Source organism: Fimbriimonadia bacterium (assembly GCA_039961735.1).
GTDB lineage: Bacteria > Armatimonadota > Fimbriimonadia > Fimbriimonadales > JABRVX01 > JABRVX01.
Map to the genome: position 1 here is coordinate 30499 of JABRVX010000029.1, position 23939 is coordinate 54437.

The 23939-nt window shown below is 62.2% G+C and carries 19 protein-coding genes; 10 read left to right on the forward strand and 9 right to left on the reverse strand.

Translation table 11 applies throughout. The features are described 5' to 3' along the window. Complete coding sequence (locus HRF45_08170; GenBank protein MEP0766497.1) at window positions 1–2094, reverse strand: acetate--CoA ligase family protein; 2094 nt, start codon at window positions 2092–2094, stop codon at window positions 1–3. A 261-nt stretch (window positions 2095–2355) separates the two neighbouring features. Between HRF45_08170 and HRF45_08175 the strand changes: the two genes are divergently transcribed. The 3 genes from HRF45_08175 (at window position 2356) to HRF45_08185 (ending at window position 7221) form a co-directional block, all read left to right on the forward strand. After that, window positions 2356–2652: a hypothetical protein gene (locus tag HRF45_08175; protein ID MEP0766498.1), complete on the forward strand. Its 297-nt coding sequence runs from the start codon at window positions 2356–2358 to the stop codon at window positions 2650–2652. A 504-nt stretch (window positions 2653–3156) separates the two neighbouring features. Then, entirely contained in the window at window positions 3157–4074 is a 918-nt protein-coding gene (gene ilvE, locus HRF45_08180; GenBank protein ID MEP0766499.1) for a branched-chain-amino-acid transaminase, read from the forward strand. 654 nt (window positions 4075–4728) lie between these two features. After that, window positions 4729–7221, forward strand: coding sequence for an ATP-dependent Clp protease ATP-binding subunit (locus HRF45_08185; GenBank protein MEP0766500.1), 2493 nt, complete (start codon window positions 4729–4731; stop codon window positions 7219–7221). A gap of 244 nt (window positions 7222–7465) precedes the next feature. Here the strand turns inward: HRF45_08185 and HRF45_08190 are convergent, their stop codons facing one another. Together HRF45_08190 and tilS are read right to left on the reverse strand one after the other, a co-directional pair. After that, window positions 7466–9067 (reverse strand): ATP-dependent zinc metalloprotease FtsH, encoded by a 1602-nt coding sequence (locus HRF45_08190; GenBank protein ID MEP0766501.1) that lies wholly within the window; start codon window positions 9065–9067, stop codon window positions 7466–7468. 432 nt (window positions 9068–9499) lie between these two features. Continuing rightward, a complete protein-coding gene (gene tilS, locus HRF45_08195; protein MEP0766502.1) occupies window positions 9500–10834 on the reverse strand; it encodes a tRNA lysidine(34) synthetase TilS in 1335 nt (444 codons plus the stop codon). Between tilS and HRF45_08200 the strand changes: the two genes are divergently transcribed. Further along, the gene (locus HRF45_08200; protein MEP0766503.1) at window positions 10733–12298 is read left to right on the forward strand and encodes a DUF512 domain-containing protein; all 1566 of its coding nucleotides are present in this window, start codon (window positions 10733–10735) and stop codon (window positions 12296–12298) included. The two genes, tilS and HRF45_08200, sit on opposite strands and share 102 nt — an antisense overlap. On the opposite strand, the gene HRF45_08205 is transcribed toward HRF45_08200, so the two are convergent. Both HRF45_08205 and HRF45_08210 read right to left on the reverse strand, forming a co-directional pair. Then, on the reverse strand, window positions 12295–13005 hold the full coding sequence (locus HRF45_08205; protein MEP0766504.1) for a phosphatidate cytidylyltransferase: 711 nt from the start codon (window positions 13003–13005) through the stop codon (window positions 12295–12297). The two genes, HRF45_08200 and HRF45_08205, sit on opposite strands and share 4 nt — an antisense overlap. 22 nt (window positions 13006–13027) lie before the next feature. Next, a complete protein-coding gene (locus HRF45_08210; protein MEP0766505.1) occupies window positions 13028–13663 on the reverse strand; it encodes a response regulator transcription factor in 636 nt (211 codons plus the stop codon). 400 nt (window positions 13664–14063) lie between these two features. Between HRF45_08210 and HRF45_08215 the strand changes: the two genes are divergently transcribed. The 3 genes from HRF45_08215 (at window position 14064) to HRF45_08225 (ending at window position 17226) form a co-directional block, all read left to right on the forward strand. Then, a complete protein-coding gene (locus HRF45_08215; GenBank protein ID MEP0766506.1) occupies window positions 14064–14411 on the forward strand; it encodes an RNA-binding protein in 348 nt (115 codons plus the stop codon). A 132-nt stretch (window positions 14412–14543) separates the two neighbouring features. Further along, the gene (locus tag HRF45_08220; GenBank protein MEP0766507.1) at window positions 14544–15962 is read left to right on the forward strand and encodes a DUF1800 domain-containing protein; all 1419 of its coding nucleotides are present in this window, start codon (window positions 14544–14546) and stop codon (window positions 15960–15962) included. Between the two features lie 37 nt (window positions 15963–15999). Continuing rightward, entirely contained in the window at window positions 16000–17226 is a 1227-nt protein-coding gene (locus tag HRF45_08225; GenBank protein ID MEP0766508.1) for a DUF1501 domain-containing protein, read from the forward strand. A gap of 171 nt (window positions 17227–17397) precedes the next feature. Here HRF45_08225 and HRF45_08230 read toward each other — a convergent pair whose 3' ends face one another. From HRF45_08230 to HRF45_08240, 3 genes are read right to left on the reverse strand one after another with little or no spacing between them, the layout of a single operon-like run. Next, on the reverse strand, window positions 17398–18588 hold the full coding sequence (locus tag HRF45_08230; GenBank protein MEP0766509.1) for a muconate cycloisomerase: 1191 nt from the start codon (window positions 18586–18588) through the stop codon (window positions 17398–17400). Next, a complete protein-coding gene (locus HRF45_08235; GenBank protein ID MEP0766510.1) occupies window positions 18575–20416 on the reverse strand; it encodes an acetylxylan esterase in 1842 nt (613 codons plus the stop codon). Before HRF45_08235 ends, HRF45_08230 begins: the two co-directional genes overlap by 14 nt. 3 nt (window positions 20417–20419) lie before the next feature. After that, a complete protein-coding gene (locus tag HRF45_08240) occupies window positions 20420–21403 on the reverse strand; it encodes a D-glycerate dehydrogenase (GenBank protein MEP0766511.1) in 984 nt (327 codons plus the stop codon). A 74-nt stretch (window positions 21404–21477) separates the two neighbouring features. On the opposite strand from HRF45_08240, the gene trmD reads away from it, so the two are divergent. From trmD to lepB, 3 genes are read left to right on the forward strand one after another with little or no spacing between them, the layout of a single operon-like run. Then, window positions 21478–22227 carry a tRNA (guanosine(37)-N1)-methyltransferase TrmD gene (gene trmD / locus HRF45_08245; GenBank protein MEP0766512.1) on the forward strand — a complete coding sequence of 250 codons (750 nt, stop codon included), beginning with the start codon at window positions 21478–21480 and terminating at the stop codon, window positions 22225–22227. Continuing rightward, complete coding sequence (rplS, locus tag HRF45_08250) at window positions 22214–22564, forward strand: 50S ribosomal protein L19 (GenBank protein ID MEP0766513.1); 351 nt, start codon at window positions 22214–22216, stop codon at window positions 22562–22564. Before trmD ends, rplS begins: the two co-directional genes overlap by 14 nt. 3 nt (window positions 22565–22567) lie before the next feature. Further along, window positions 22568–23488, forward strand: coding sequence for a signal peptidase I (gene lepB / locus HRF45_08255; protein ID MEP0766514.1), 921 nt, complete (start codon window positions 22568–22570; stop codon window positions 23486–23488). A 182-nt stretch (window positions 23489–23670) separates the two neighbouring features. Here the strand turns inward: lepB and HRF45_08260 are convergent. Next, window positions 23671–23939, reverse strand: a 269-nt coding sequence (locus HRF45_08260; protein MEP0766515.1) for a PEP-CTERM sorting domain-containing protein, incomplete at its 5' end; no start/stop codon positions are given.

Below are 23939 nucleotides of genomic sequence, written 5' to 3' on the forward strand. Positions count from 1 at the left end.
TCATTCCCCTAACTTAAGAGTGATCCTGGCGTCCGCGGCGATGGGCTCCATTCCCACTGGACCGGTGATAAGCGGGTTGATGTCCATCTCCTCGATCTGCGGGAAGTCCGTGACGAGCTGACTGATTCGTTGGAGTGCGGCAGCAATCGCATTGATATCCACGCGAGCCTGGCCCCGCGCGCCTTGCAGCAGCGCTGCCGAGCGTGTGCTCATCAGCATCTGCACCGCTTCGTCCGCCGTGATGGGTGCAAGGTGGAAGGTTACATCCTTCATAACTTCGACGAAGATGCCGCCGAGTCCGAACATCAGCATCGGACCGAACTGCGGATCTCGGGTGACACCGATGATCACCTCGCGGCCGGGCTTGCACATCTCCTCGACATAGACACCGTCCAGTCTGGCATCCGGCATGCGCTTGCCGATTCGGAGCATCATCAGCTCGTAAGCATCCCGCACGTCGTCCGGGGTATTCAGACGCAGCTTGACACCACCTATGTCCGATTTGTGGATGATATCCGGTGAGTGGATCTTCATGGCGACGGGATAGCCGATCAGGGTAGCTACCTCTACGGCCTCTTCCACCGAGTATGCGACCCGTCCCTTTGGCACGTTGAAGTCATAGGCGCGCAAGATGTCTTTGGCGTCCGCCTCGCCTACCTGAGTGCGGTGCAGTCGGTTGTGACGCGTAATGATGCGCTCCACTCTGCGTCGGTTGACGGGGAAGCGCGCTAGCACCCTCGGGGGCCTGCGCCGCCATGCGGCGTAGTCAACCATGGCACGCAGTGCATCCACCGCTCGTTCGGGTGAAGTGAAATCCGGCAGGTTGTGCGCAACTAGCTCCGCCCGCCCGGGCATCACGTCCGCGCCTCCCATGAATACCGCAAGAACGGGCTTCTCGCCGCGAACGCAGCCAGCGATCGCACGAGCGGTGTCTGCCGCCCGAGTCATCGCTTGCGGGGTCAGGATAGTCACGATGGCGTCCACTGCGTCATCGTCCTGCGCGGCGTTCACGGCCATCGCGTAGCGCTCCGGGTCGGCATCGCCGAGAACGTCTATGGGATTACCGACGCTGGCCGCTGCAGGAAGCTTCTCTCGCAACGCCTCCGCGGCTTCTTCGAGCGGTCCGACCTGCATCCCCGCGCTCTCCGCAGCATCGGCGGCCATGATGCCGGGGCCTCCTGCGTTCGTCACGATGGCCACGCGGTTGCCCTTGGGCAGCGGCTGCATGGCAAAGGCGGTCGCGTAGTCCATCAACTGCTCGAAGGAGTCCGCGCGGATGACACCCGCCCGACGAAAAGCTGCCCCGTATGCAATGTCCGCTCCGGCCAGGCTGCCAGTGTGCGAAGAAGCAGCCTTCGCGCCGGCTTGCGTGGTACCCACTTTCAGGATCACGACGGGCTTCACCGAGGCGACGTTCTCGGCAACTCGGATGAATTGGTTGCCGTCCGTGATGCTCTCCAGGTAGAGCACGATGACCTTAGTATCCGGATCGTCGGCGAGAGCGGCCAGGAAATCAGTCTCGGTCAAATCGGCTTTGTTGCCCATGCTGATCAGCTTGGACAGACCCAGCAGCCTCCCGGCGGCCCAATCCAGGATGGCCGTACACAGCGCGCCGGATTGCGAGACGACGGAGATCCCCCCCGTGAGTGGCATCTGGGTAGCGAAGGAAGCGTTTAGCTTGTGGTGCGTGTTGATCAGGCCCAGGCAGTTCGGCCCCATCACCCGAACGCCGCGCGAGGTGCAGTAGGTGGCGATCTCGTGCTCCAGCTTGGCCCCATCGGCGCCCGTCTCGCGGAATCCGGCGGTGATGATAATAATTGCTTGTGCGCCCGCCTGCACCGACGCTTCGACGGCAGCCTTCACCGCAGGCGTCGGTACTGCGACCACGCTCAACTCGATGGGCTCGCCGTAGCTCTTGAGGTCCGGGTAACACCGGAACCCACAGACCTCGTCCGCGCTGGGGTTGACGGGTACGACCGGCCCTTCGAACTCACCCTTCCTCAGGTTGTCCACAATCGCGTAGCCGACCTTGCCGGGGGTACGCGATGCGCCGATCACTGCGACCGATTTCGGTGTGAGCAAAGCCTCTAACATCGCCTGCAGTCCTTTCCAGATGGCTGGGTGTCTACAGCGGGTCGGCGACTCCAGTCTTACATCCGAACTCACCGGTCCACTTCGGCCCTGCCCATTGCTAGGTCCGTCCGCTCACACCCATCGCCTCGGGTACGTTACCCTATGCAGTAGCCTCGACTGAGCTTGGCATAGGGCCCTTTGAGCAATTTGGCACAAGCGAAGTCGCACCCGGAACGGGGAGCGTTCGTACGGAACTGGAGAACATCGAGGGAGATAGTCGACGTGGAGATATCGCTTCGAGAACCGAATAGCGGGCAGCCGTACCCCATAGTGGAGGGAGGCGCACACGGGACCCTGCTGATCGTCAGCCGGTCCTTCGCCGACGTGTACCCGTTCTACAAACTAGCCGGCCAGACGGGTGCCGTAACCCTGAATGCCCTAAGGGATGCCGTCCAAAGGCTCGGCACAGAGCGCACCGTGGACTACAACGAGCCGACCGAAGGCAATGTCGGCCACGTGTGCGCCCTGCTTGCCGACTGGGCCGAGCGCAACCCCGCCGGCGTCTGGGAAGTGACCTAAGTAACCGCCCGGATGCACTCCGGGCCCACACTCCTCTGGTTGTTCACGTAGGTGCTGACCGGCCGGACTTCCATTGCCGCCGCCGGGAGGACTGGAGCAGCCCGAGCGGGCGTTCGGGCTTGGCGCTATCCTGGTATCGTAGTCCTCCGGCCTCAAAAGCACCGGCATGCGGTCGTGAATGAGCGCCATCGTCTCGTTCAGCTCGGTCGCCAAGAGCATTGCAGGTCTCCGGTGCCTCCCCGTTTGGATTGTTCCAGACACTCCGTAGAACTTCGATAGAGCATCAATCGGCGGGCTCATCGTGTATCTTGCGCACACGATCCGATCCTACACCCCTGCAATGCCGATGGTACAGGTTCTTTGCTGGTGCGGAACGGGCGTTTCTCTGGTAACATTGGAATGTCTTGAACGCCCCACGACGCCGGCGGAGATGCAGAGTCGCTCTCTGTCGAGGTCTGGTTCAGCACAACCGACGTACCTCAACGAGGAGGAGATATGGCGATAATGAGCGGTCGAGAGACACAAGCGGTGGTTGCCCCTGTAAGCACGGGTCCCCTGGTCTGGTTGAATGGAGAAGTTTGTCCCCTGGAGAAGGCGGTCACCAAAGTCGGTGACCATGCCCATCTGTATGGTGATGGCCTATTCGAGGGCATTCGCATTTACAGCCGAAACATCTTCAAGCTGGACGAGCACCTGAACCGGCTGTACCAAGGCATCAAGTCCCTGTCCATCGAGGGCATGATGCCAAAGGAGGAACTGCGGAAGATCGTGCTCGACACCTGTGCGCAAGCTGGGATATCGGATGGATACATCCGCCTGAACGTGACTCGCGGAACCGGTCTGGGGCTGGACCCGCGAAACATCAAGCAGGTGCCGAACGTGATGGTGATGATCAGCCACCTTCGGCTGTACACACCCGAGATGTACGAAACGGGCCTGACTGCCATTACCTGCTCCACGCGGGTATTCCCCCCGCAGTGTCTCGACCCGCGGATCAAGACGATCGGGCGCTATGTGGCGAACATACAGGCCAAGATCGAGGCGAACTCCCAGGGCGCTGGCGAGGGGATCATGCTCAACGTGGAGGGAACCGTCGCCGAGGGTACCGGTGACAACCTGTTCGTGGTGCGGGGTAACCGGCTTTCGACGCCCACCGCGAGTTGCGGCATCCTCCGCGGCATCACACGCGACACTGCGCTCTCCATCGGAGCCGAGATGGGGATGGACGTGGTAGAGGAGAGACTGTCTCTGTTCGACGTCTACAACGCGGACGAAGCCTTTCTTACCGGTACCGCAGCCGAGATCATCGGCATGGTGAAGCTGGACGGCAGGACCATCGGGGATGGGCATCCCGGCCCCGTCACCAAGCAAATCACGCAGCGGTTCCGAGAGCTGACCACGACCGTGGGAGAGAAGTTCTAGCCCAAATCCGAAACTGTGCCCTGTACGGGCTACGCTGCCGGTTGCCGCCGATGTGCTCGGCGGCAACCGTTTCTTGACGAGCACCCGTAGGAATGACTGCCTGGCCGGCAAGGTATCCGGAGGGTAGAGGATGATTGCTCACCAATCCGGCCCTCATTTCTGGGCGGCGTGACCAGAGCATCCGCAGGAGCCGCAGCATCTGTCGCCGATTCGGACCGAGGCATGGAATAGGCCTTCAGGGCATCCGTTGGCACCATCGGCCGGCGCGCTCGCCGGTGCCAATCAGGTGAGGCCCACCTACGAGTCTGCGGGGAATGCTTGGCAGGCATCGAGGCATCCAATCTGACTTGCGAAACGTAGCAGAAGTGGGCGATCCTAACCTATTGGATAGGCGATTAGGACAAGATCGCTCGGCACTGGTACAGGGAAGAAGGCCAGGATTCCCGGTAGGTAGCCAGTGGGACGTATGCGAACGGTCCTGGGCGTCGCTTCGTCCTACTTGATGCGGGGACTGGGCACGTCCCCCTGCTGGGTTGGCCTGACGAGGCCAATCAGGTAGATTCGAAGCGGCGAACCAGGGAAGGACAACTCGGGAAATCGCGGACCGGACCTACTCCGACAAAGAGGTTCGGGAAGGGTCCAAGGGGGTACATCATGTGGCAGCGCTTCACTGAGAGAGCGCGCAAAGTAGTTTTCTTTGCACAAGAGGAGGCTCAGCGCTTCGGCGAGGGATACGTTAGTACCGAGCATCTCCTACTTGGTCTTGTTCGAGAGGCGGACAGCGTGGCTGCTCGCGTTCTGGACCGGATGGGCATTAGTCTCAGCAGGCTTCGCACCGAGATCGAGCGCCAGCTTCCGCGAGGCGAGTCTCGGTCCGCTCAGGAGATGCAGCTCACTCCGAGGGCCAAGCGCGTGATCGACCTGGCCTACGACGAGGCACGGCAGCTCAACAACAACTACATCGGCACCGAGCACCTGTTGCTGGGACTGATCCGCGAAGGCGAGGGCCTGGCCGCACGTGTGCTGTCCAAGCTGAACGTGGATTTGGAGAAGACGCGCCGTGAGGTCATGTCGCTTCAGGAGAACGAATCCACCAACGTACCTGCATCCCATTCGCCGCGCAGGCGCAACACGCAGACACTGGACGAGTTCGGTAGGGACTTGACCGAATACGCACGTCAGGGCAAGCTGGACCCCGTGATCGGCCGCCACACCGAGATCGAGCGGGTCATGCAGATCCTTGCCCGCCGCACGAAGAACAATCCCTGCCTCATCGGCGAACCGGGCGTCGGCAAGACAGCTATCGCCGAGGGTCTGGCTCAGCGCATCGTCTCGAACGACGTGCCCGATCAACTCAAGGACCGCCGCATCGTTGCTCTGGACCTGGCCGGGTTGGTAGCAGGCACCAAGTATCGCGGCGAGTTCGAGGAGCGCATGAAGCGCGTGATGGAAGAGGTGCGACGCGCTCAGGGCGAAGTCATCCTGTTCATAGACGAGCTTCACACGCTGGTAGGTGCAGGTGCTGCGGAAGGTGCAATCGATGCCAGCAACATCATGAAACCCGCCCTCGCGCGTGGCGAACTACAGTGCATCGGAGCCACCACCGCAGACGAATACCGCAAGTACATCGAGCGAGACGCCGCGCTCGAGCGGCGCTTCCAGCCCGTGCAGGTGCGCGAACCTTCCTACGAAGAGGCCGTGGACATCCTCAAGGGGCTCCGGGACCGTTACGAGTCGCACCACAAGGTAGACATCCGAGACGACGCAATCGAGGCAGCCGTGGGGCTCTCGAATCGTTACATCACCGACCGCACACTGCCCGACAAGGCGATAGACCTGATTGACGAGGCGGCTTCGCGCGTACGGCTGCAGCTCACCCTGCCGCCGCTCGAACTGCGACAAGAAAAGGGCAGATTGGACGCCCTGCAGCGCGAGATCGAGGCACTCAGTCGCAAGAACGAGTTCGACGAGCGACTTGTCAAGCTCCAGGCCGAGCAGGAAGAGCTGAAGGCGAAGCTCGACGAGCGCATGACCTCGTGGAAGGAGCACATCTCGGAGAACCCGATTGTGGGTGAAGACGAGATCGCGCACATCGTGCAGAGCTGGACCGGAATCCCCGTGTCCCGATTGGTGGAGGCCGAGAGCCAGAAGCTGCTGCGCATGGAAGAGGAACTGCACCGACGCATCATCGGACAGGACGACGCCGTGGGCGCAGTGAGCCGAGCCGTGCGGCGCGCGCGCAGCGGCATGAAGGATGTCAAGCGCCCGATGGGCACTTTCATCTTCCTCGGACCGACTGGTGTCGGCAAGACCGAGATGGCTCGCGCGCTGGCCGAGTACCTGTTCGACAATGAGAACAGCCTTATCCGAATCGACATGTCCGAGTACATGGAGCGATTCGCCGTCAGTAGGCTGGTCGGTGCGCCTCCTGGATACGTGGGCTACGATGAAGGCGGTCAGTTAACCGAGGCAGTGCGCCGCAACCCGTATAGCGTGGTGCTGTTGGACGAGATCGAGAAGGCGCACCCCGAGGTGTTCAACATCCTTCTGCAGGTGATGGAGGACGGGCGCCTGACCGACTCGCAGGGCCGAATCGTGGACTTCCGGAACACGGTAGTCATCATGACCTCGAACGTGGGCGTGAAGCCCATCGGGGCGGATGCGGGCATGGGCTTCCGCGATACGCGCGAGGACCCCGCCGACCCGAAGGCATACGAGCGCATGAAAACCAAGATGATGGAGGAGATGAAGAAGCTCTTCCGTCCGGAGTTCCTAAACCGCGTGGACGAGGTGATCGTGTTCCATGCACTGACACAAGAAGAAATCCTGCAGATCGTGGACCTGATGCTGGAGCGCGTGAACCAGCAGGCACACGCGCGGAACCTCAGCTTTGCCGCGACCGATTCGGTGAAGCAGTTCCTGGCAAAGGAAGGGTACGACCCGAACATGGGCGCACGCCCGCTCCGACGCTCGGTGCAGAAATACGTGGAGGACCCGCTGTCCGAGGAGATCCTGCTCGGCAGGTTCTCAGCAGGCGACACGATTCTGGCCGACATGGATGAGGACGGGCGCATCTTCTTCCGGAAGGACGATCGCACCGAGTCCGGTGGCGGCCCAGAGAAGAAGGAACCGGTCACTGTCGAGTAGTAATTGCCCCTCCCTCTCCCCGTTCTGTGCAGCGGGGAGAGGGTCGGGGTGAGGGCTCGATCTGCGCTGCGCACGGATTTCGGGGTCGGCTCTCGAGGGAGGCTTTTGTACTGCGATCTCCGCGAACCCTTTGCGGTCTCCGCGTGACACTCCGGGTGGTACCATACCGCCGGCCCGCCACTGCGATCTGCGGCGGCAAGTAGTCGATGTCATCGCCGGGGTTCCGAAACTTTGCGGAGGCTCGCTAGGCTGGGCCGGGCTCTAAACCGGGACGGCCCTGCTTGATTCGCACGCTCGCATCCTCGGGCTCCGAATCCTGCTTCGTGACCGGACTTTCGGTACCTGCCAATCGCTCCTCGACGCGAGTGCCCTCGGGCGTAACGGCGCCCTTCAAGATTGCTAGGAACTCTTCGCGCCCGATCGTCTCCTTTTCCAGCAGTGCCTTCACCAGTTCATCGAGTTTGTCACGATTCGCGGTCAGGATCTCCGTGGCCCTGCGGTGACAGCTGTCCACGATCTCGCGCACTTCCTGGTCTATGGCCCGCGCGACGTCCTCGCTGAAGTTGCGATCCTCCATGATGTCTCGGCCCAGGAATGGGTTGCCGTGTCGGCGTCCGAAGGTGAGCGTGCCGAGTTTCTCGCTCATGCCGTACTCGCACACCATGGCGCGTGCCAACTCCGTCACTCGCTGCAGGTCTTCTCGCGCCCCGGTCGTGGTCTCGTTGAACACCAGATCTTCGGCGATGCGCCCGCCCAGCAGACCAGTGATCATGTCCAGCAGCTCGCTGCGCGAGCGATTGTGGCGGTCGCGATCCGGGAGCATCCACGTGGAACCGAGGCTCATGCCCCGTGGCAAGATCGTGATCTTATACACGCGGTCCCCATGTTCCATCATCTCCCCGACGATGGCGTGGCCCGCCTCGTGGTAGGCGACCACCTCGCGCTCCTTCGGGTCCATCACGCGGCTGGAGCGCTCGGGACCGGCGATCACTCGGTCCAGCGCTTCTTCCACGTTTTGCATCCGGATCTCGGTCTGGTCCTTGCGGGCTGCCAGCAGCGCAGCTTCGTTCAGGACGTTCGCGAGGTCCGCGCCGGTCATGCCGGACGTTCGCTTGGCGAGCACGGACAGGTCCACATCTTCCGCGAGAGGCTTGCCCTTCGCGTGCACTTTCAGGATGGCCTCGCGCCCGAGTTGGTCCGGCGCGTCCACTACCACCTGGCGGTCGAAGCGTCCGGGACGAAGCAGTGCCGGGTCCAGCACGTCGGGGCGGTTGGTCGCAGCTAGCAGGATCACTCCGATGTTCGGGTCGAAGCCGTCCATCTCTACCAAGAGCTGGTTCAGGGTCTGCTCTCGCTCGTCGTGTCCACCACCGAGGCCCGCGCCACGTTGGCGTCCCACGGCATCGATCTCGTCCACGAAGATGAGGCTGGGTCGGTGCGCCTTGGCCGTCTCGAACAGGTCCCGGACTCGCGCGGCGCCGACACCCACGAACATCTCGACGAAGTCGGAGCCGGAGATGTGGAAGAACGGGACGCCCGCTTCGCCAGCTACCGCACGTGCGAGGAGAGTCTTTCCGCAACCTGGAGGGCCGAGCAGCAGCACGCCCTTAGGGATTTTCGCACCGACGGCTACGTACTTCTTCTGATTGCGCAAGAAATCGACGATCTCGCTGAGTTCCTGCTTGGCCTCTTCCACGCCCGCAACGTCGGCGAAGGTGGTCTTGGGAACGTTCTCCCCCAATCGCCGCGCTCGACTTCGACCGAACGAAAGGGCCTGGTTCCCCGACTGCTGAGCCGGTCGGAAGATGAAGAACCAGAAGGCGAGGGCCAAGCCGATCGGCAGCATGAGTGAGGTGAGCAGGGGTAACCACGCTTCGGATAGCGCCGAACCCACGGCCTTCACCTGGGGCGACTTGTCCAGCGCCGCATTCAGCTCGTCGGAGTAAGGGTACCGCACGCGGGCTCGTATCTTGGTGCCGTCCTTCAGCGTACCGGTGAAGGTATCGTTCGATATCTCGCCGCTCTTTACGCTCGCGTTGTTGAGATACTCAATGAGGTTGGCCTGAGAGATCTCGGTTACGTGGTTTCCAAAGGCCCCAATTCCGCCCTTACCGGAAATGAAGACGTAGAAGAGCACGATGCCAACGGCAGCCAATATGAAAAAGGTTCTAGCGCTCCGACTCAAAAACACCTCCGCCAGGCGAGACGTACACCCAGTTTCTCGTACGTACTGCGAGGCACTACGGTTACGCCGACCATCCGCTTGCGTGCGCGGGCATTATACCGCCGGGTCCTTCGGTACGCCAGAAACTAGCAGGCTTACCGTCGTTCGCGACGTAGAGACGGCCCGCTCTGCAGCCCTGCAGCCGAAGGCCCACACGGGTCCCAGCTCATCGTGGACTACCGGGATGTGAGGGCGCATCCGCTCCGGCACACCGGCTTCCCACAGGAGGTCTTTGATGGGCCTCGCGGCCTTTCCGCCCACGGGGCGGTACTTAGCAGGAGCGTACGGCTCGACGTACAAGTCACCCTTCAAGGATTGTCGGTCGAGACATGCCTGAGACCTGCACGGGCACGGTTTGGACTCCCCCTCACGCAGCACGAGGTCGAAGTCCAAGACGGGAATTCGTACGGGCCGGTCCGGGATCAGCGTCAGTCGGTAACTGGTTGCTTGCCATTTCACCCATGCTCGGAGTGTCTCTGGCGTCGTCGCGATCCCAACGTTGCTGGTGGGTACGTTGAAGCCGGACTCGACCCCACGGGCCAGCGCCTCACGGACCGCGTCCACAAACTTGAACCCCGCTTCGTGACTGGGCTGCAGATACTCGATGGCATGAAGGATCAAGCGCCTCTGCACCGCGATAGGCTGAGCCTTAATCCCTTCGGCGTTCAGCGCCACCTCCAACGGTCGAATGCCTAGGCTCTCCACCCACGAAGGCTGAGGGGCCTTCAGCGAGCGGAACACGTCGTCCGTCAGGGTGGCAAGCAACTCGTCCTCCGCGGCGATGATCTCGGATAGGCGGGCGATTGAGCGGAAGGAGTACTCTTTATAGCTCTCGGTAACCGCCGTGGTCAGACGATGCCGCAGCCCGGCTCTTTCTCGACCTAGCTCGAAGTTGGTGCGATCCACGACCGTTCGCAGGCCGTTGCTCTCGCAGTAACGGGCAGTCTGAGCGCGCGTGACAGCGAGCAGAGGCCGAAGCAGCGTTCCACGGATGGGGGCTATGCCTCGCAGCCCTCGCAGGCCGGCGCCTCGCATCAAGTGCATGATCACGGTCTCTGCGTGGTCGTCCAGAGTGTGCCCCGTGGTGATGTAGTCGGCCTGGGCCTCTTGCCGTACCGCCTCCAGGAACTCGTAGCGCGCGACGCGCCCTGCTTCCTCTATGTTCAGCTTTCGCTCTCTGGCAAGCTCGATAACATCTATCCTCCGTACGTGAAACGGCACGCCGAGCCTCCGAGCGACTCCGGCACAGTGCTCTGCGTCTGCGTCGGCTTCTTCCCCGCGCATCGCGTGGTGAAGGTGCGCGGCAATGAGTCGCACGCCGAGCTCTGCGGACAGGCTAGACAAGACGTGGAGCAGTGCCGTGGAGTCCGCCCCACCCGAGAACCCCACTACAACGCGACCGGGACCGAGCCCGTGGATGCGCCAGAATGCTTTGACAGCCTCCACTATTTCGGGCATGGCAATAGAGTACTCCCATATGGCCCGGTATACTCCCGCTTCGTGTCAGAACGGGCTGTGGTTCAGGGCGGGGGGCTGGAGATCGCCGAGGTCGCGCGGGGCAGTGCGGCGGAGCGGGCGGGACTGCGTGCTGGAGACGTGCTAGAGGCGGCTAACGGCACGCCACTGCAGGACGTGATACAGCTCCGATTCGAGACCGCAGAGCCCGAGTTCGTGCTTCGGGTGCGCCGTGGCGAGACCACGTTCAATGTCACGGTTTGCAGGGAGTTCGGGGAGGACCTGGGGATCGAGTTCCGGTTCGAGCTGGGCGACAAAATCCACACGTGTAACAACAAGTGCGTCTTCTGCTTCATCCATCAGATGCCTAAGCGGATGCGCCGCTCGCTGTACCTAATGGACGACGATTACCGCCTGTCCTTCCTTCACGGCAACTACGTGACGCTCACGAACCTGAAAGAAGACGAGTTCGAGCGTATCTGTCGCGAAGGATTATCTCCGATGTACGTCTCGGTGCACGCCACGGACCCTGTCCTGCGAGGAGGCATGCTGGGACGCAAGGAGCCTGCACCGGTGCTCGACCAACTCGCGACTCTTGCCGAGAACGGGATTGACAGCCACGCGCAAGTGGTGCTGTGCCCGGGTTGGAACGACGGCGCGGCTCTGGACCGAACCGTGCACGAGCTGGCAACACTCCACCCTCGCGTATCCGGACGTAGCGCCGGCGTGCTGTCGGTAGCTTTGGTGCCGGTCGGGCTCACGAAGCATCGCGAGCGGCTGACAAAGCTGACCCCAGTGGATGCAGAGTACGCAGCGGAGTTGTTGAAGCAGGCAGAGGGCCTACGCGCCGAGATGCTGTCCCGAATCGGCACGGCTTTCGTGTTCCCTTCCGACGAGTGGTTCTTCTATGCAGGCAAGCCCTACCCGCCGCGCAAGTGGTACGAGGACTTTCCGCAGTACGAAGACGGCATCGGCACCTGTCGCAAGTTCATAGACGAAGCGCGGGCGGCGCTGAGACGGGCTCGCCCTCCAGAGAGGCCGATCTCGGCATCCATCCTAACCTCCCCCCTGCCTGCGAGCGTGATTCGAGATTTCGCCGAGGCTGCGTCGCGGATCGAAGGCATCTCGCTGAACGTGTGCGTGGTGGAGAACCACTTTTTCGGCCCGCTCATCAACGTGGCGGGGCTGATGACGGGAGCAGATATGATCGAGCGAATGGCCCAGCCCGACGTGCGGGACACTGTGTTCGTGCCGTCGGTGTGCGTGAACGCGGAAGGCCTGCTCCTCGACGACATCCCGGCTGCGGAACTTTCGCGTCGCTCGGACAAGCAGGTAACTGTGGTTGAGCCGAGCCCGACTGTGCTGCTCGCCCATATCGGCGCGCTCACGAGGGGCTAGGTTCTCAATAGAGGCAAGACCAGTGCGACGAAGGGGGCGGGGAGCAGAAGGCTGTCTATCCGGTCCAGGATGCCGCCGTGACCAGGAAACAGCGTTCCCGAGTCCTTCACTCTGGCCCGACGCTTGATCGCCGACTCTAACAGGTCGCCCGCCTGCCCCAGCACTCCGACCGCCAGCCCAATGGTGAGGCCGCATGCCACGCCCAGATGGGCAAGATGGGCGAGGCCGAGCGCGACCGCAACGCTTGCCACCAAGTTGGCGACGGCGCCTTCCCAGGTCTTGCCGGGAGAAACCCGCGGCGCCAGCTTGTGCTTGCCCAGACTGCGTCCGACGAAGTAGGCCGCCGTGTCTCCGGCCCACGTAGTGATCAGCAGCGTGAGGACCAGGCGGGCACCCGGCTCCAGGCCCAACGCGGGCGACCAGTCGCCTGGCGGCGCAATCCGCAGGTAGGCGAATGCAGCAAGCGGGACACCGAGGTAAAGGATGGTGAGGGTTGCTCGAGAAACTGCGCCGCCCTGCAACAGCCGGAAGGCTTCGAGGAACCCCGATACGAACACGACTGCCAGGAGGATGATGAAGGGAAGCCCGCCGGGAACAGCCACCACCAGGATTGCCAGCGGTGCAGCAACGGCCGCGGTCAGTACCCGCGCTCGAAGGGCGCCTGCAGATGGCGTGGAGCGCAGGCTCGGCCGGTCCTCGTCACTCATCGGCTGGCAGGATACCAGAGCCCTAGTTGGGCCAGCACTTCATGGCGATCTGCACGCGGTTGTTCAGGCCCAGCTTCTTCAGAATGCGGCTCACTAGGTTCTTGACGCTCTGCTCGCTGAGTTCCAGCTTTAAAGCGATCTCGCGGTTGGAGAGCCCTTGCGCAACGAGGGCCGCGATGTCTTTCTCTCGGTGGCTTAGCCCTGAATTCCCTCGGCGCGACCGCGTCGTTATCGGCTGCGTGCCATCCAACAACCCCCACGTCTTGCCGGAAGCGACAACTCCGAGCGCCTTGAGTAGATTCTCAGTGCTGTCGGACCGTTGCAAGATTCCTCGCACCCTCGGGGGGATGGTGCTGGGGGTCAGCCGGATCGGATCATCGGCCAGAAGGACGACACTGCACGTGGGTGCCTGGGATGCGATCGCCTCGAATTGGCCGCGCGTCATCTCGTCGGCTATCGTGGCGCACAGCAGCAGGATGTCGGGTTGTGCGTCTTTGCACATCTCGACCACGTCGCAGCTCGAACCGGTACTACCCACCACGGTGATATGCGGATACCCAGATAGCAAGCTCACCATGCCGTCTCGGCAGAGGGTCAGGGAGTCCGCGATTGCGACACGCATTCTCACCGCAGCGGGGCCGTGCACATGGTTCTGCATGGTTATCTCCCCCAGGTGGCTCCGCCCCCAGCCCAGACGCCGTCTTCTTCGGCCGGCGCCTTGTCTCCGCAGCGACGGGCCGCGGGCGCGCACCTGCTGCGTCTTCTACAAGACCGAGAGTATTATAGCGTTATCATTTCGGCTTCGGCAACACCGGATGCGTAAGAAAATGGTTTCACTTGGCGCTTCTTCCGTCTAGTTCTGTCTGAACAGAGTGCGGGTTGTAGGGTTATTTGCCCTAGCTAAATATTCACAAGCCCGCATTTTCACGTGCTCTGCAGGACAGCGAGGGAGGAGATCGGAGGGGTTGCCGCCGAAGATTAGAGCCGATGGGGGAAAACCGGGACTTCCGCCCGCGCGGCCGTAGTCGCGGCCGCTATTCCGGAAGGTTGGATGTCGGATGTTCGCTTTGAACTTCTACTCGGATATCTATGGAGATGTCCTGCGGAATGACCGCAAGACCGCGACCATTCGCCTCGGCGACAAGTCGAAAAAGTACACCGAGGGTCAGCTCGTTTGGGTGACCATCGGTCGGCGATTCGGGCGGCGCCAAAAGCTGTACACTGCGATCATAGATCGGGTGGAGGTGAAGCCGCTGGAGGAGCTGTCGCCCAGGGACATCGAGCGCGAGAATCCTGAGTTCCGAACCCACGACGATGTGATCGGGCTGCTATCGCGCATCTACGACGACGTGATTACACCGCATCACTTGGTGACGGTGGTGCACTTCTCCCGCGTGCACGAGTAGGCTGTCAGAAACTCGGCAACGCACTGTTCAGGACGCTCTGCGGCCGAGTGAACTTGTGGCACCGATTGTCGTCAAAGCGGTATTGGTTAGCCTCGCTAACTCCTTCCGGCGAGGCTCGCGAGGCAGAAATAGATGGCACTGCAGACGACACGGGATAAGGTCTCCCACTTGTTGCGAAGGGCGAGCTTCGGCGCAAGCGTGAGCGAGGTCGAGGAACTCGAGAAGCTCGGCGTGGAGGGCGCGGTGGACCGCCTCCTCGACTTCGAGAAGCTGGAAGAAGGGTTCGATCTCCCAATCGAGCCGCTCGCTAGGGAGGGCAGGCTCGCCCCACCCGTCGTGGCCCTCTGGTGGACCGCTAGAATGCTCCTGACCCGAAGGCCGCTCCAGGAGAAGATGGTGCTGTTTTGGCACGACCACTTCGCGTGCAGCGGCGAGAAGGTGACGTCGGGCAATATGCTGTATGCTCAGAACCAACTCTTTCGCCGGCTCGCGCTCTCCGACTTCCGGACGATCCTGACAGAAGTGTCTAAGGACCCGGCCATGATTTTGTACTTAGACACCCAGACCAACGTGCGGGGACGTCCGAACGAGAACTACGCCCGCGAGATCATGGAGCTATTCACGCTCGGCGAGGGTAACTACACGGAGGCCGACATACAGGAAGCGGCCCGTGCCTTCACCGGATGGAGCATCCAACGACCGCAATCAAACGTCGGTGAGGGAGATGCACTTCCGATGGCTACTTTCGTCAAGCGGCCCCGGCTGCACGATGGAGGCACGAAGAAGGTGCTGGGTCAAGAGGGCGCGTTCGACGGCGAAGATATCTGCCGTATTCTCGTGGAGCATCCCGCCAGCCGCAGGTACATCTGCAAGAAGCTGTGGGAGTTCTTTGCCTATCCCGACCCAGAGGAATCCGTGATTCGCGTGCTATCCGAGAGGTTTTTTCAGAGCGGATACAGCGTAAAAGCCGCAATCCGTTATATATTGACTAGTAAGGAGTTCTACTCCGACAAGGCGGAGCGGGCTCTATACAAGTCCCCAGTGGACTTTGTGGTGGGCACCGCACGTGCGCTCGGCATCGGAGAAATGCTTGCCCGGGCTCTTCGTCAGAACCGGACCGCGGGCCTCCGAGGGCTTGTTGTCGGGAGGAGTCTGGAACAAGCGATGGCGCGAATGGGGCAGCAGCTGCTTTACCCGCCCAGCGTGGCCGGCTGGGACGGCGGTGCAGCCTGGATCAACTCCGCCACGATGGTGGAGCGGATAAAGCTCGCAGACATGCTGTTCGCACCGTCAACGGGAACTCGGGTGGGACGTGGGGTCCCAGCCCAAGCGCTGTTCGGCGAAGGGCCGCACGAAAGCGTAGAGCGAGCAGTAGACAAGGCGCTGCAAGTGCTAGACGCACGGCTGCCCCGCGAGAAGAGACAGATACTGGTAGAAACGGTGAACAAAGCAGGTGGCACGTCCGCACTGAGCGACACGGCGAAGAGCCAAGGAATCGCGCGCGGCGTGGCACGCCTCGTGTTTGCGAGTCCGGAGTACCAGTTCTGCTAGGTTGGTTTGTCCGACGAAAGGCTGGAGGCAGATAGGAATGTCGAAGCACCTAACGCGACGAGAGTTTCTAAAGAAGAGCGCCACGGTTATCGCAGTGGGTGCGGTGGCTCCCCCGTGGCTCGCCAAAATAGTGCGCGCCGACACGCTCCGCGTCGCACAAGGCGGGAAGATGCCTTCTGATCGGACTCTGGTAGTCTGCCAGTTGACGGGCGGCAACGATGGTCTCAATACCGTGATACCCTACACCCAGAAGCGCTACTACGAGATGCGTCCGGTGTTGGCGGTGAAAGACGGCGCGGGCATACCTATCTCCGAGGACCTAGCGCTGCATCCAGCACTAACAGGTCTGAAGAAGGTTTGGGATCGAAAGCATCTCGCGATCCTGAATGGGGTCGGCTATCCGAATCCGAACCGTTCGCACTTCCGTTCGATGGAGATATGGCAGACCGCCAGTACGGACACCGATGAGCGGTATGGATGGCTCGGAAGGTACCTCGACGATGTGGGGAGCCCGAAGAACCCCGTATTGGCTCTCGCGTTGGGTGTGCAGAAGGAGCAGGCACTCAACGCTCGCAACGTCTCGGTACCCACCTTCGCATCGCTGGCAGACATCCAGGCGATGATCGGTGACACGGATGCCGAGGCGGCTCTGCGTGCAATCCAAGGCATGGATGCGTCGGAAGGTTCTGCGATGCGCGATGTACAGGCCGCCACCAAATCTGCACTGAACGCGATGGCCGAACTAAATCGCAACCTGTCCAAGTACGAACCGGTGGGATCGTACGGACAAGATGCCTTCGGGAGGGGATTCCGGCAGATCGCACACCTTATCGCCGTGTCGCCCGGTACGAGAGTGATCTACTTCTCGGTAGGAGGCTTCGATACGCACTCTGCTCAGGCCGCCCAGCACGAGAAACTGTTGCGACAGTTCGGCGACGCACTCGATGCGTTCCTGCTGGAGATTGTGCACATGGGTAAGGCGGACAAGGTGGCGGTGTTAGTGTTTTCCGAGTTCGGGCGGCGAGTGCAGGAAAACGCATCGGCTGGAACGGACCACGGTGCAGCAGGTCCTATGTTCGTGGCAGGCGGCGCCGTAAAGGCCGGATTGCACGGCACCTACCCCTCTCTGGACGATCTGGACCGCGGCGACCTGAAGCACTCGGTGGACTTCCGACGGGTGTACGCGAGCGTACTCTCGCAGTGGCTCGCCGCCGACGCAGGCTCACTCCTAGGCAAGGACTACCAACCGCTCGAGCTATTCTGAAAGCGCTGCATATCCCATCGGTCTGGTAGTGTCAGTAATCCGAGTCGTCGCAGAGTGGGATGATGTCCCCGCTCAGGTGTAGGTGTGATGCCTTCTTCTCTCGCGCGTGATGACTCGTCTACACGCTCAGATCATGCTCCTCGGGCCGGGTGGCGAGCATGTCCTGACTCCCTATCCGCCGTAGCGAGAAGAGGGTGACGATGTGTCGACCGCCGTCGTCCGGTCGAGATTGGCGGACACCGCACTCTCCGAAGGTGCGCGCAGTGCCGACTTCAGCGATGCCAGCAAGCTAGGATCGGGCACCAGCCCCAGCCCCGGTCCCTCCGGCACTACCACATGCGAGTCCTCGTATCGCACCCGCTCGGCGCACACATCGTCCGCATACAGCCGCGGGCCGCTGCAATCGGAGATATACTCCAGGTTCGGTGCCACGGCACCTAACTGTGCTTGAGCTGCAGTGCCCAGCGATAGCTCCTGCGTGGTACCTATCAAGCATGGTAGCTCGGCCGCTTGTGCGACGCGCATCATGCCCAGCGCAGCCTCGAAGCCGCCGATGAATACTAGCGCTACATTCAGAATGTCAATGCTGCGGTGGCGAATCATCTCCATCACGTGCACGCGCGAATACGCGTGCTCGCTAACGGGCAAAGGACACGCTCGCCGGAACTCCGCGAAGCCCTCGTAGTCGTGTCTCAGCGCTGGGCTTTCCACGAGCAACGGGCCGTACTGCAGCAACCTCCGTGTTACTGCAAGCGCTTCCTTCCATGGTAGTATGTTGCTGAAGTCCAGCGACTTCAGCGTAACCTTGTTGCCATGCTCGTTGCGAAACTGTGCACAGAAACGTTCGTCTAGGTCCGGGCGCCGACCCACGTAGAGTCGGAAAGCGTTGTAGCCCTCCGCGATGCGCTGCCGCACCGTCTGCAGACTCTCCTCGACTTGCTCTTCCGTGGTGATGCGGAAGATGGGGTAACAAACGGGAAAGCGATCCCGGCACCTGCCACCCAGCAAGGTGCTCACCGGCACTCCCAACGACCGCGCCACCACGTCGTGCAGCGCCATGTCCACTCCGCATCGAATCACGGCGCCCATGTCGTACACATACACCTGCTCGGGGAAAGCTTGCAGCATGCGGGCGTTCAAAAGAGATATCCGGTGTGGGTCCTCACCTACCAGGAGATCGTTCAGCGTGCGCTGCAGGTCCGCAAGGTCGGGCACGTACAGAGGTAGGTGGCCTAGGTCCGACATCTCGCCCCACCCAACGGCACCATCCGCCGTCCGCAGCTCGACGATCACATGATAACTGAGCAGGCCAGTATGCCGTCGTGTGGCGACGGGATGCAGAAGCAACTCACTGATCTTCATGCAGCGCCTTCCTCATTAGCGGTATGTCGGCTACCTCTAGCATCCTCGCAGGTTTCGCATAGCCGGGAAAGTCCTCACGCTCGAACAAGTCGAGGTAGCTGCGGAGGGTCTGCTGCCCGTACGCACGATTTATGCGTGGATCCAGTAGAGCTGCGAGGTATGCCACCTGTCCACCTGCCGGCCCGAACCCCCACACCTCTATGTTTTCTATGTCGATGTCGCGCCGGGATTCCAGATAGTCTATCGCACGACTGATATCCCACGCCCACATGATCACATCGGGTCGCCCTAGGTAGGTTGCCAAGCGCATGTCGAGACCTGGCAGGCTTCCGAACCCCCTGCCGTCCAATCGCATCTCTGCGAACTCCTCACGCCTCTCCGTCGGCACCGCGTCCGTGTCGCTCAGGCCCTTCTCGGAAAAGATGATTCGCACAGGCTGCATGCCGACGGGTCTGCGCAGCAGGGTGAAGGGGATGCGAAGACCGGGCTCGGCCAGAAACGACCCACGGAACAGTTCGCCTTCGGCCGTTGCCTCACGCGTCACTTCGGCCTGCAGGGGGATGCGCTCGGGAGACGGATACAGACGCACCAGGCGATTACGCAGTGTAGCTTTCAGGTTCCCCGGACCAGTCTCTTCGGCAGCCTTTGCCAGCCGCTGTGCTTTCTCTTTGGCAAGGTCTCGCAGCGATTTCGCATCGGCGGGTGCTTTGCCGCCTGGAAAGCAGAACGATTGCGGGCTATTCGGGTCCTCCACATTGATTGGTGGGTCTCCGTCCTTTGCGGGCAGTTCCCGCGGTTCGGGTGCTGGGCCGCCGTCACCGATGCCCTGCAGGTGCTTGCGGAAGAAGCCATACATGCTCTCGCGCATCGGCTTGCTGTAGTCGTGCCCGCCCGGAGCGACGAACATACGGCAATCCTCGGCCTTGCCTGCAGCCTCGTAGAACGCGGAGAGCTTCTCGTGCGAGCGAACGAGCCCAGGTTTCGGGAACTCCGGGTCCTCCTCCGCTCCTATCAGCAGCACCGGACGTGGGACGGCAAGCGCCATCACGTCGCTGCGGTCGCCAATGCCGAACACCCCTGGCACGTGATTGCAATAGCACCCATTGTGGTAGTTGTCTTCGTAGCTCACCGCATAGCACACCGGCACATAGCAGGAGATTCTGTCGTCCACGGCCGCCGCATACATCGTAGCCATGCCACCGCCCGATGCGCCGGTCACGCCGATGCGTGTGCCGTCCACCTCGGGCCGCGTCAGCAGGTAGTCAATCCCTCGCACCACGTCCCATACCATCAGCCCGAGAGGAGGTAGTGATGCCAGGTGTAGATTCCAGTCGGAGTGGTTGCCAGGGAAGTTGCGTTCGTCGTCGTTCGGACCATAGAACCCGGGCATGTCTATGCACAACACGACGAAACCGTACAGTGCCAAGCCGACGCACCGTGCCTGCACCACAGGCTGCAGCTTCTTCTGTGGCCAGTGCCCGACGGGGCATACCACTGCGGGGAATGGTCCGCCACCGTTGATAGGGATATACAGGTAAGCGGTCGCGTAGAACTTGGGCAGCGGCTCGAACACCACCTTCTCTATCACGTACCCATCGCGCTCCAGCCTGCCTGTCACTGTCGCGTCGAGCGGAGTCTTTTCTGGCAACGGGCGAAGCCCTAGTGCACCTAACAACTCGTCCTTCCATCGAGCGCGCGACGTATCGGTCAGCTCGGACGGTGCACGGCCCTTGATGAGCTGGCGAATCTGTGCGTCGAGGTAGTTGGGCACCATGTTTCTGTCCACTTGCTGATTCAGTGTCATTGCCAGTATTAGCGATAGCAGCATCTGCTACGCCCTCCGAACTTCTGGGTTGACTGGGTGGGGAAGCATCTCACCCACGAGGCCTGCTACCAGATTCTGGGCGGCGATGCGAGCCATGCCCGTTCGCGTCTGCACACTCGCCGATCCGATGTGCGGCGTCAGCACCACGTTCTCCAGACCCAGTAAGGGGTCGTCCATCGGCAGCGGCTCCGTCACGTAGACGTCCAGGCCTGCCGCCGCGATCTCGCCCGCAGCGAGCGCGCGAGCGAGCGCAGCCTGATCCACCACTCCACCGCGTGCCGTGTTCACGAAGACCGCCGTCCGCTTCATCTTTCGGAACTCCTCGGCCCCGAATAGGTTTCGCGTCTCGTGGGAGAGGGGCAAGTGCACCGACACGAAGTCGCTCTCGGCGAGCAGATCGTCCAGGCTCACCCGCAGTGCACCCAACTCTCGTTCCGCCTGCTCGTTCGCCGATCGGTCGGTATACAGAATGCGCATTCCGAAGCCGAGGCCCCGCCGAGCTACCGCCGTCCCGATGCGCCCCATCCCTACGATGCCCAGCGTCGCGCCGTGCACGTCCTGTCCTACCATGTACATCAGGCTCCAAGACTTCCACCTGCCCCCGCGCACGACCCGCTCGCTTTCGCCGATGCGTCGCGCCGCCGCCATCAGCAGAGCCCAAGCCAGGTCGGCGGTGGTTTCGGTCAGCACGCCTGGGGTGTTGCCCACGGCCACGCCGCGCGCGGTGCAAGCGGGTACGTCTATGTTGTCGAACCCCACGGCACAGTTGGACACCACGCGCAGCTTCGGCGCGGCGTCTAGCAGCTCGGGGTCAATCCGATCGGTGAGGAAGACCAGCAGCCCCTCCGCCTCGCGCGCCTCGCTGAGCAGGGTCTCGCGCGGCACAGGCACGTCGGCGGGCTCCCACTGGCGAAGATTGGCGTGAGCGCGGATGAGGTCGAGGGCTTCTTCGGGCATCCATCGGGTGACGTAGGCGTTTGGCTTGCTCATGGCGGTGGAATCCGGTTTCCGTGCGCACCCGTCGCTTTCCTGCCCACGACCTCGGCTGCCACAATGCCTTTAGCATGCGAATTGACGTGATCACGCTCTTTCCCGACCTCATCCGATCGGCCACACGGTACAGTATGGTGAAGCGTGCACAAGAGGATGGAATCGTGCAAATTTCCGTTACGGACCCGCGGGACTTCACTCCCGATCGGCACCGCACTGTGGACGATTCGCCCTTCGGAGGCGGCCCAGGCATGGTGATGAAGGTGGAGCCCATCGAGAAGGCGCTCGCCGCCTGCCGAGAAGCCTCCGGTTTGAATGGCAGGGTCCTCCTGACCGAGCCACAGGGCAAGCCGATGACCCAGGCGGACGCGCGGCGTTGGGCGAACGAGCCGTCGCTCATCATCGTTTGCGGCCACTACGGCGGCGTGGACCAGCGCGTGGCGGACCACCTCGCCGACGAAAGCGTGTCTATCGGTGACTACGTGCTGACCGGCGGCGAGATACCGGCTCTCGTCATCATAGATGCGGTCACGCGCTTGCTCCCCGGCGTACTGGGAAACGAGGAATCGCCCGAAAAGGACAGCTTCGAAGAGGGGCTTCTGGGTTACCCGCAATACACCCGGCCGGAGGGCCACCACGGTTGGCGCGTGCCCGAGGTATTATTGTCCGGCCACCATGGGGCCATCCAGCGGTGGCGGCGCGCCCAGCAACTCCTGAGAACCAGGCGGCTCCGGCCGGACTTGTTTGCGCGTGCGCCGATAACAGCGGAGGACGTCCGGCTGATGGCCGAGACGGTGCAAGGAGACGAGAATGAGCCAGGCTGAGCTACTGGCGGCCGTGAGCGCCGCAAACATGAAAACCGACTTGCCGGAAATCCGCCCCGGCGACACGTTGGCCGTCAGCGTGCGCGTCATCGAAGGCGGCAAGGAGCGTATCCAGGTTTTCGAGGGCACCGTAATCGCCCTCAAACACGGCGGCGTCGCGGAGACGGTCACCGTAAGGAAGATCAGCCACGGCATAGGCGTCGAGAGAACCTTCCCGCTTCACTCCCCGCGCGTGGCCAAGTTCGAGGTGAAGCGGCGCGGCAAGGTGCGCAGGGCAAAGCTCTATTACCTGCGCAAGAAGGTTGGCAAGGCCGCTCGCATCAAGGAACTGCGCTAACCCATGCCGGAAGGACCCTCCGGGCTTACCGTCTTCATCGAAAGCATCGCCCGCGCCCAACTCACGACGGTGATGATCGTGATGGTAATCGCGACGGTGGTCCGGGCAGGTGCGATCCTCGGTCGTGAGCGGACCTATGGGCTGAACGCAAAGGTGCTGCACATCCTGGCGGACCTCGCAGATGCCATCATCTATGCCGGCATTCTCGTCTTCATGGTCATCCGACCCTTCGTGCTGCAGACGTTCTGGATCCCGAGCGAGTCGATGGAGCAGACACTGCTGAAGGGCGACTACCTGGTGGTGAACAAGGCCGTATACCGCACCAGGGACCCGAAGGCGGGCGAGATCGTGGTGTTCCGCGCTCCCGACGAGGCACTCACACCGGGGCAACCCATCGGGAAAACCGACTTTATCAAGCGCTGCATAGGAACCCCAGGGATGTTGGTGGAGATCCGCGACGAAGGAGGCGGTTCCTATCGGCTATACCGGGAGGGCAAGCCCGTCGAAGAGAAATATCTCGGTTCGCCAATCCCCGCGGCGTTCAAAGTGGTCAAGTTAGACCCATCGAAGCTGTTGCCCTCTGAGCGGGCTTGGCTGCGAGACGTCTGGCGAAAGGACTTGCCTGATTACGTCTCGCTGCAGCGCGAGATTCAGATCGACCCCTTCACGCAGGAGAATGTGGAAGTCACCACCGTCTTGATGCACAGACTCTTCGGCGAGGGCCGCGAGCTGGGCGAGAAGTTGTGGTCACTGCCCGCCGAGCCGCTGCCGCCCGACCACTACCTGATGATGGGCGACAACCGGTCGTATAGCAGCGATGGTAGGGTCTGGGGCCTGGTCCAACGCTGGCGCATCATCGGTCGGGCGGACTACGTGTTCCTCCCCCTCTCCCGCTGGCAAGTGGTCCCGAACAACCCGTATTAGAGTCCTAACCGAACACGCAGGGCGTTGAAACAGAGAACGACCCCCGGCTGCCGACCGAGTCGCTGCGACTGCCGACGTCGAACGCGCCCCCGCTTGCCACCTACCTCGAGAGCCACAACGTCGGGCGATGGCCTTCGGGACTGCGCGAGCCTGCTCGCGCTTTCATCCGAGAGGGTGGAAGCTCACGCATCCCGCTCGCTGCCCCTGCGTGACCTCCTGCGCCGAGCGACGGCCATGAGCAGCAGCGCGGCGGCTACCAGTGCCGCACCCCCCGGCTCCGGGATGGGGGAGGAGAGGTAGAGAGACCACTTGAGCGTGGTGGGGTCGGCCACCGTCCAGAGCACGTCGCCTCGGTCGTTCAGGTCGCACACCTGGACGCCGCTGTAGTTCGTCACTCCCACCCCGGCGATCAGGTTCACGTCGTTGACGAAGAGGTCGTTCCAGCAGCGCG

Bases quoted from the DNA above. Each gene is read 5' to 3' on its own strand.
- trmD (MEP0766512.1), top strand. From the start codon at position 21,478: ATGCGAATTGACGTGATCACGCTCTTTCCCGACCTCATCCGATCGGCC.
- rplS (MEP0766513.1), top strand. From the start codon at position 22,214: ATGAGCCAGGCTGAGCTACTGGCGGCCGTGAGCGCCGCAAACATGAAA.
- HRF45_08240 (MEP0766511.1), bottom strand. From the start codon at position 21,403: ATGAGCAAGCCAAACGCCTACGTCACCCGATGGATGCCCGAAGAAGCC.
- HRF45_08190 (MEP0766501.1), bottom strand. From the start codon at position 9,067: ATGCTGCCGATCGGCTTGGCCCTCGCCTTCTGGTTCTTCATCTTCCGA.
- HRF45_08230 (MEP0766509.1), bottom strand. From the start codon at position 18,588: ATGAAGATCAGTGAGTTGCTTCTGCATCCCGTCGCCACACGACGGCAT.
- HRF45_08220 (MEP0766507.1), top strand. From the start codon at position 14,544: ATGGCACTGCAGACGACACGGGATAAGGTCTCCCACTTGTTGCGAAGG.
- HRF45_08210 (MEP0766505.1), bottom strand. From the start codon at position 13,663: ATGCAGAACCATGTGCACGGCCCCGCTGCGGTGAGAATGCGTGTCGCA.
- HRF45_08215 (MEP0766506.1), top strand. From the start codon at position 14,064: ATGTTCGCTTTGAACTTCTACTCGGATATCTATGGAGATGTCCTGCGG.
- HRF45_08170 (MEP0766497.1), bottom strand. From the start codon at position 2,094: ATGTTAGAGGCTTTGCTCACACCGAAATCGGTCGCAGTGATCGGCGCA.
- HRF45_08205 (MEP0766504.1), bottom strand. From the start codon at position 13,005: ATGAGTGACGAGGACCGGCCGAGCCTGCGCTCCACGCCATCTGCAGGC.
- HRF45_08235 (MEP0766510.1), bottom strand. From the start codon at position 20,416: ATGCTGCTATCGCTAATACTGGCAATGACACTGAATCAGCAAGTGGAC.
- ilvE (MEP0766499.1), top strand. From the start codon at position 3,157: ATGAGCGGTCGAGAGACACAAGCGGTGGTTGCCCCTGTAAGCACGGGT.
- lepB (MEP0766514.1), top strand. From the start codon at position 22,568: ATGCCGGAAGGACCCTCCGGGCTTACCGTCTTCATCGAAAGCATCGCC.
- HRF45_08225 (MEP0766508.1), top strand. From the start codon at position 16,000: ATGTCGAAGCACCTAACGCGACGAGAGTTTCTAAAGAAGAGCGCCACG.
- HRF45_08185 (MEP0766500.1), top strand. From the start codon at position 4,729: ATGTGGCAGCGCTTCACTGAGAGAGCGCGCAAAGTAGTTTTCTTTGCA.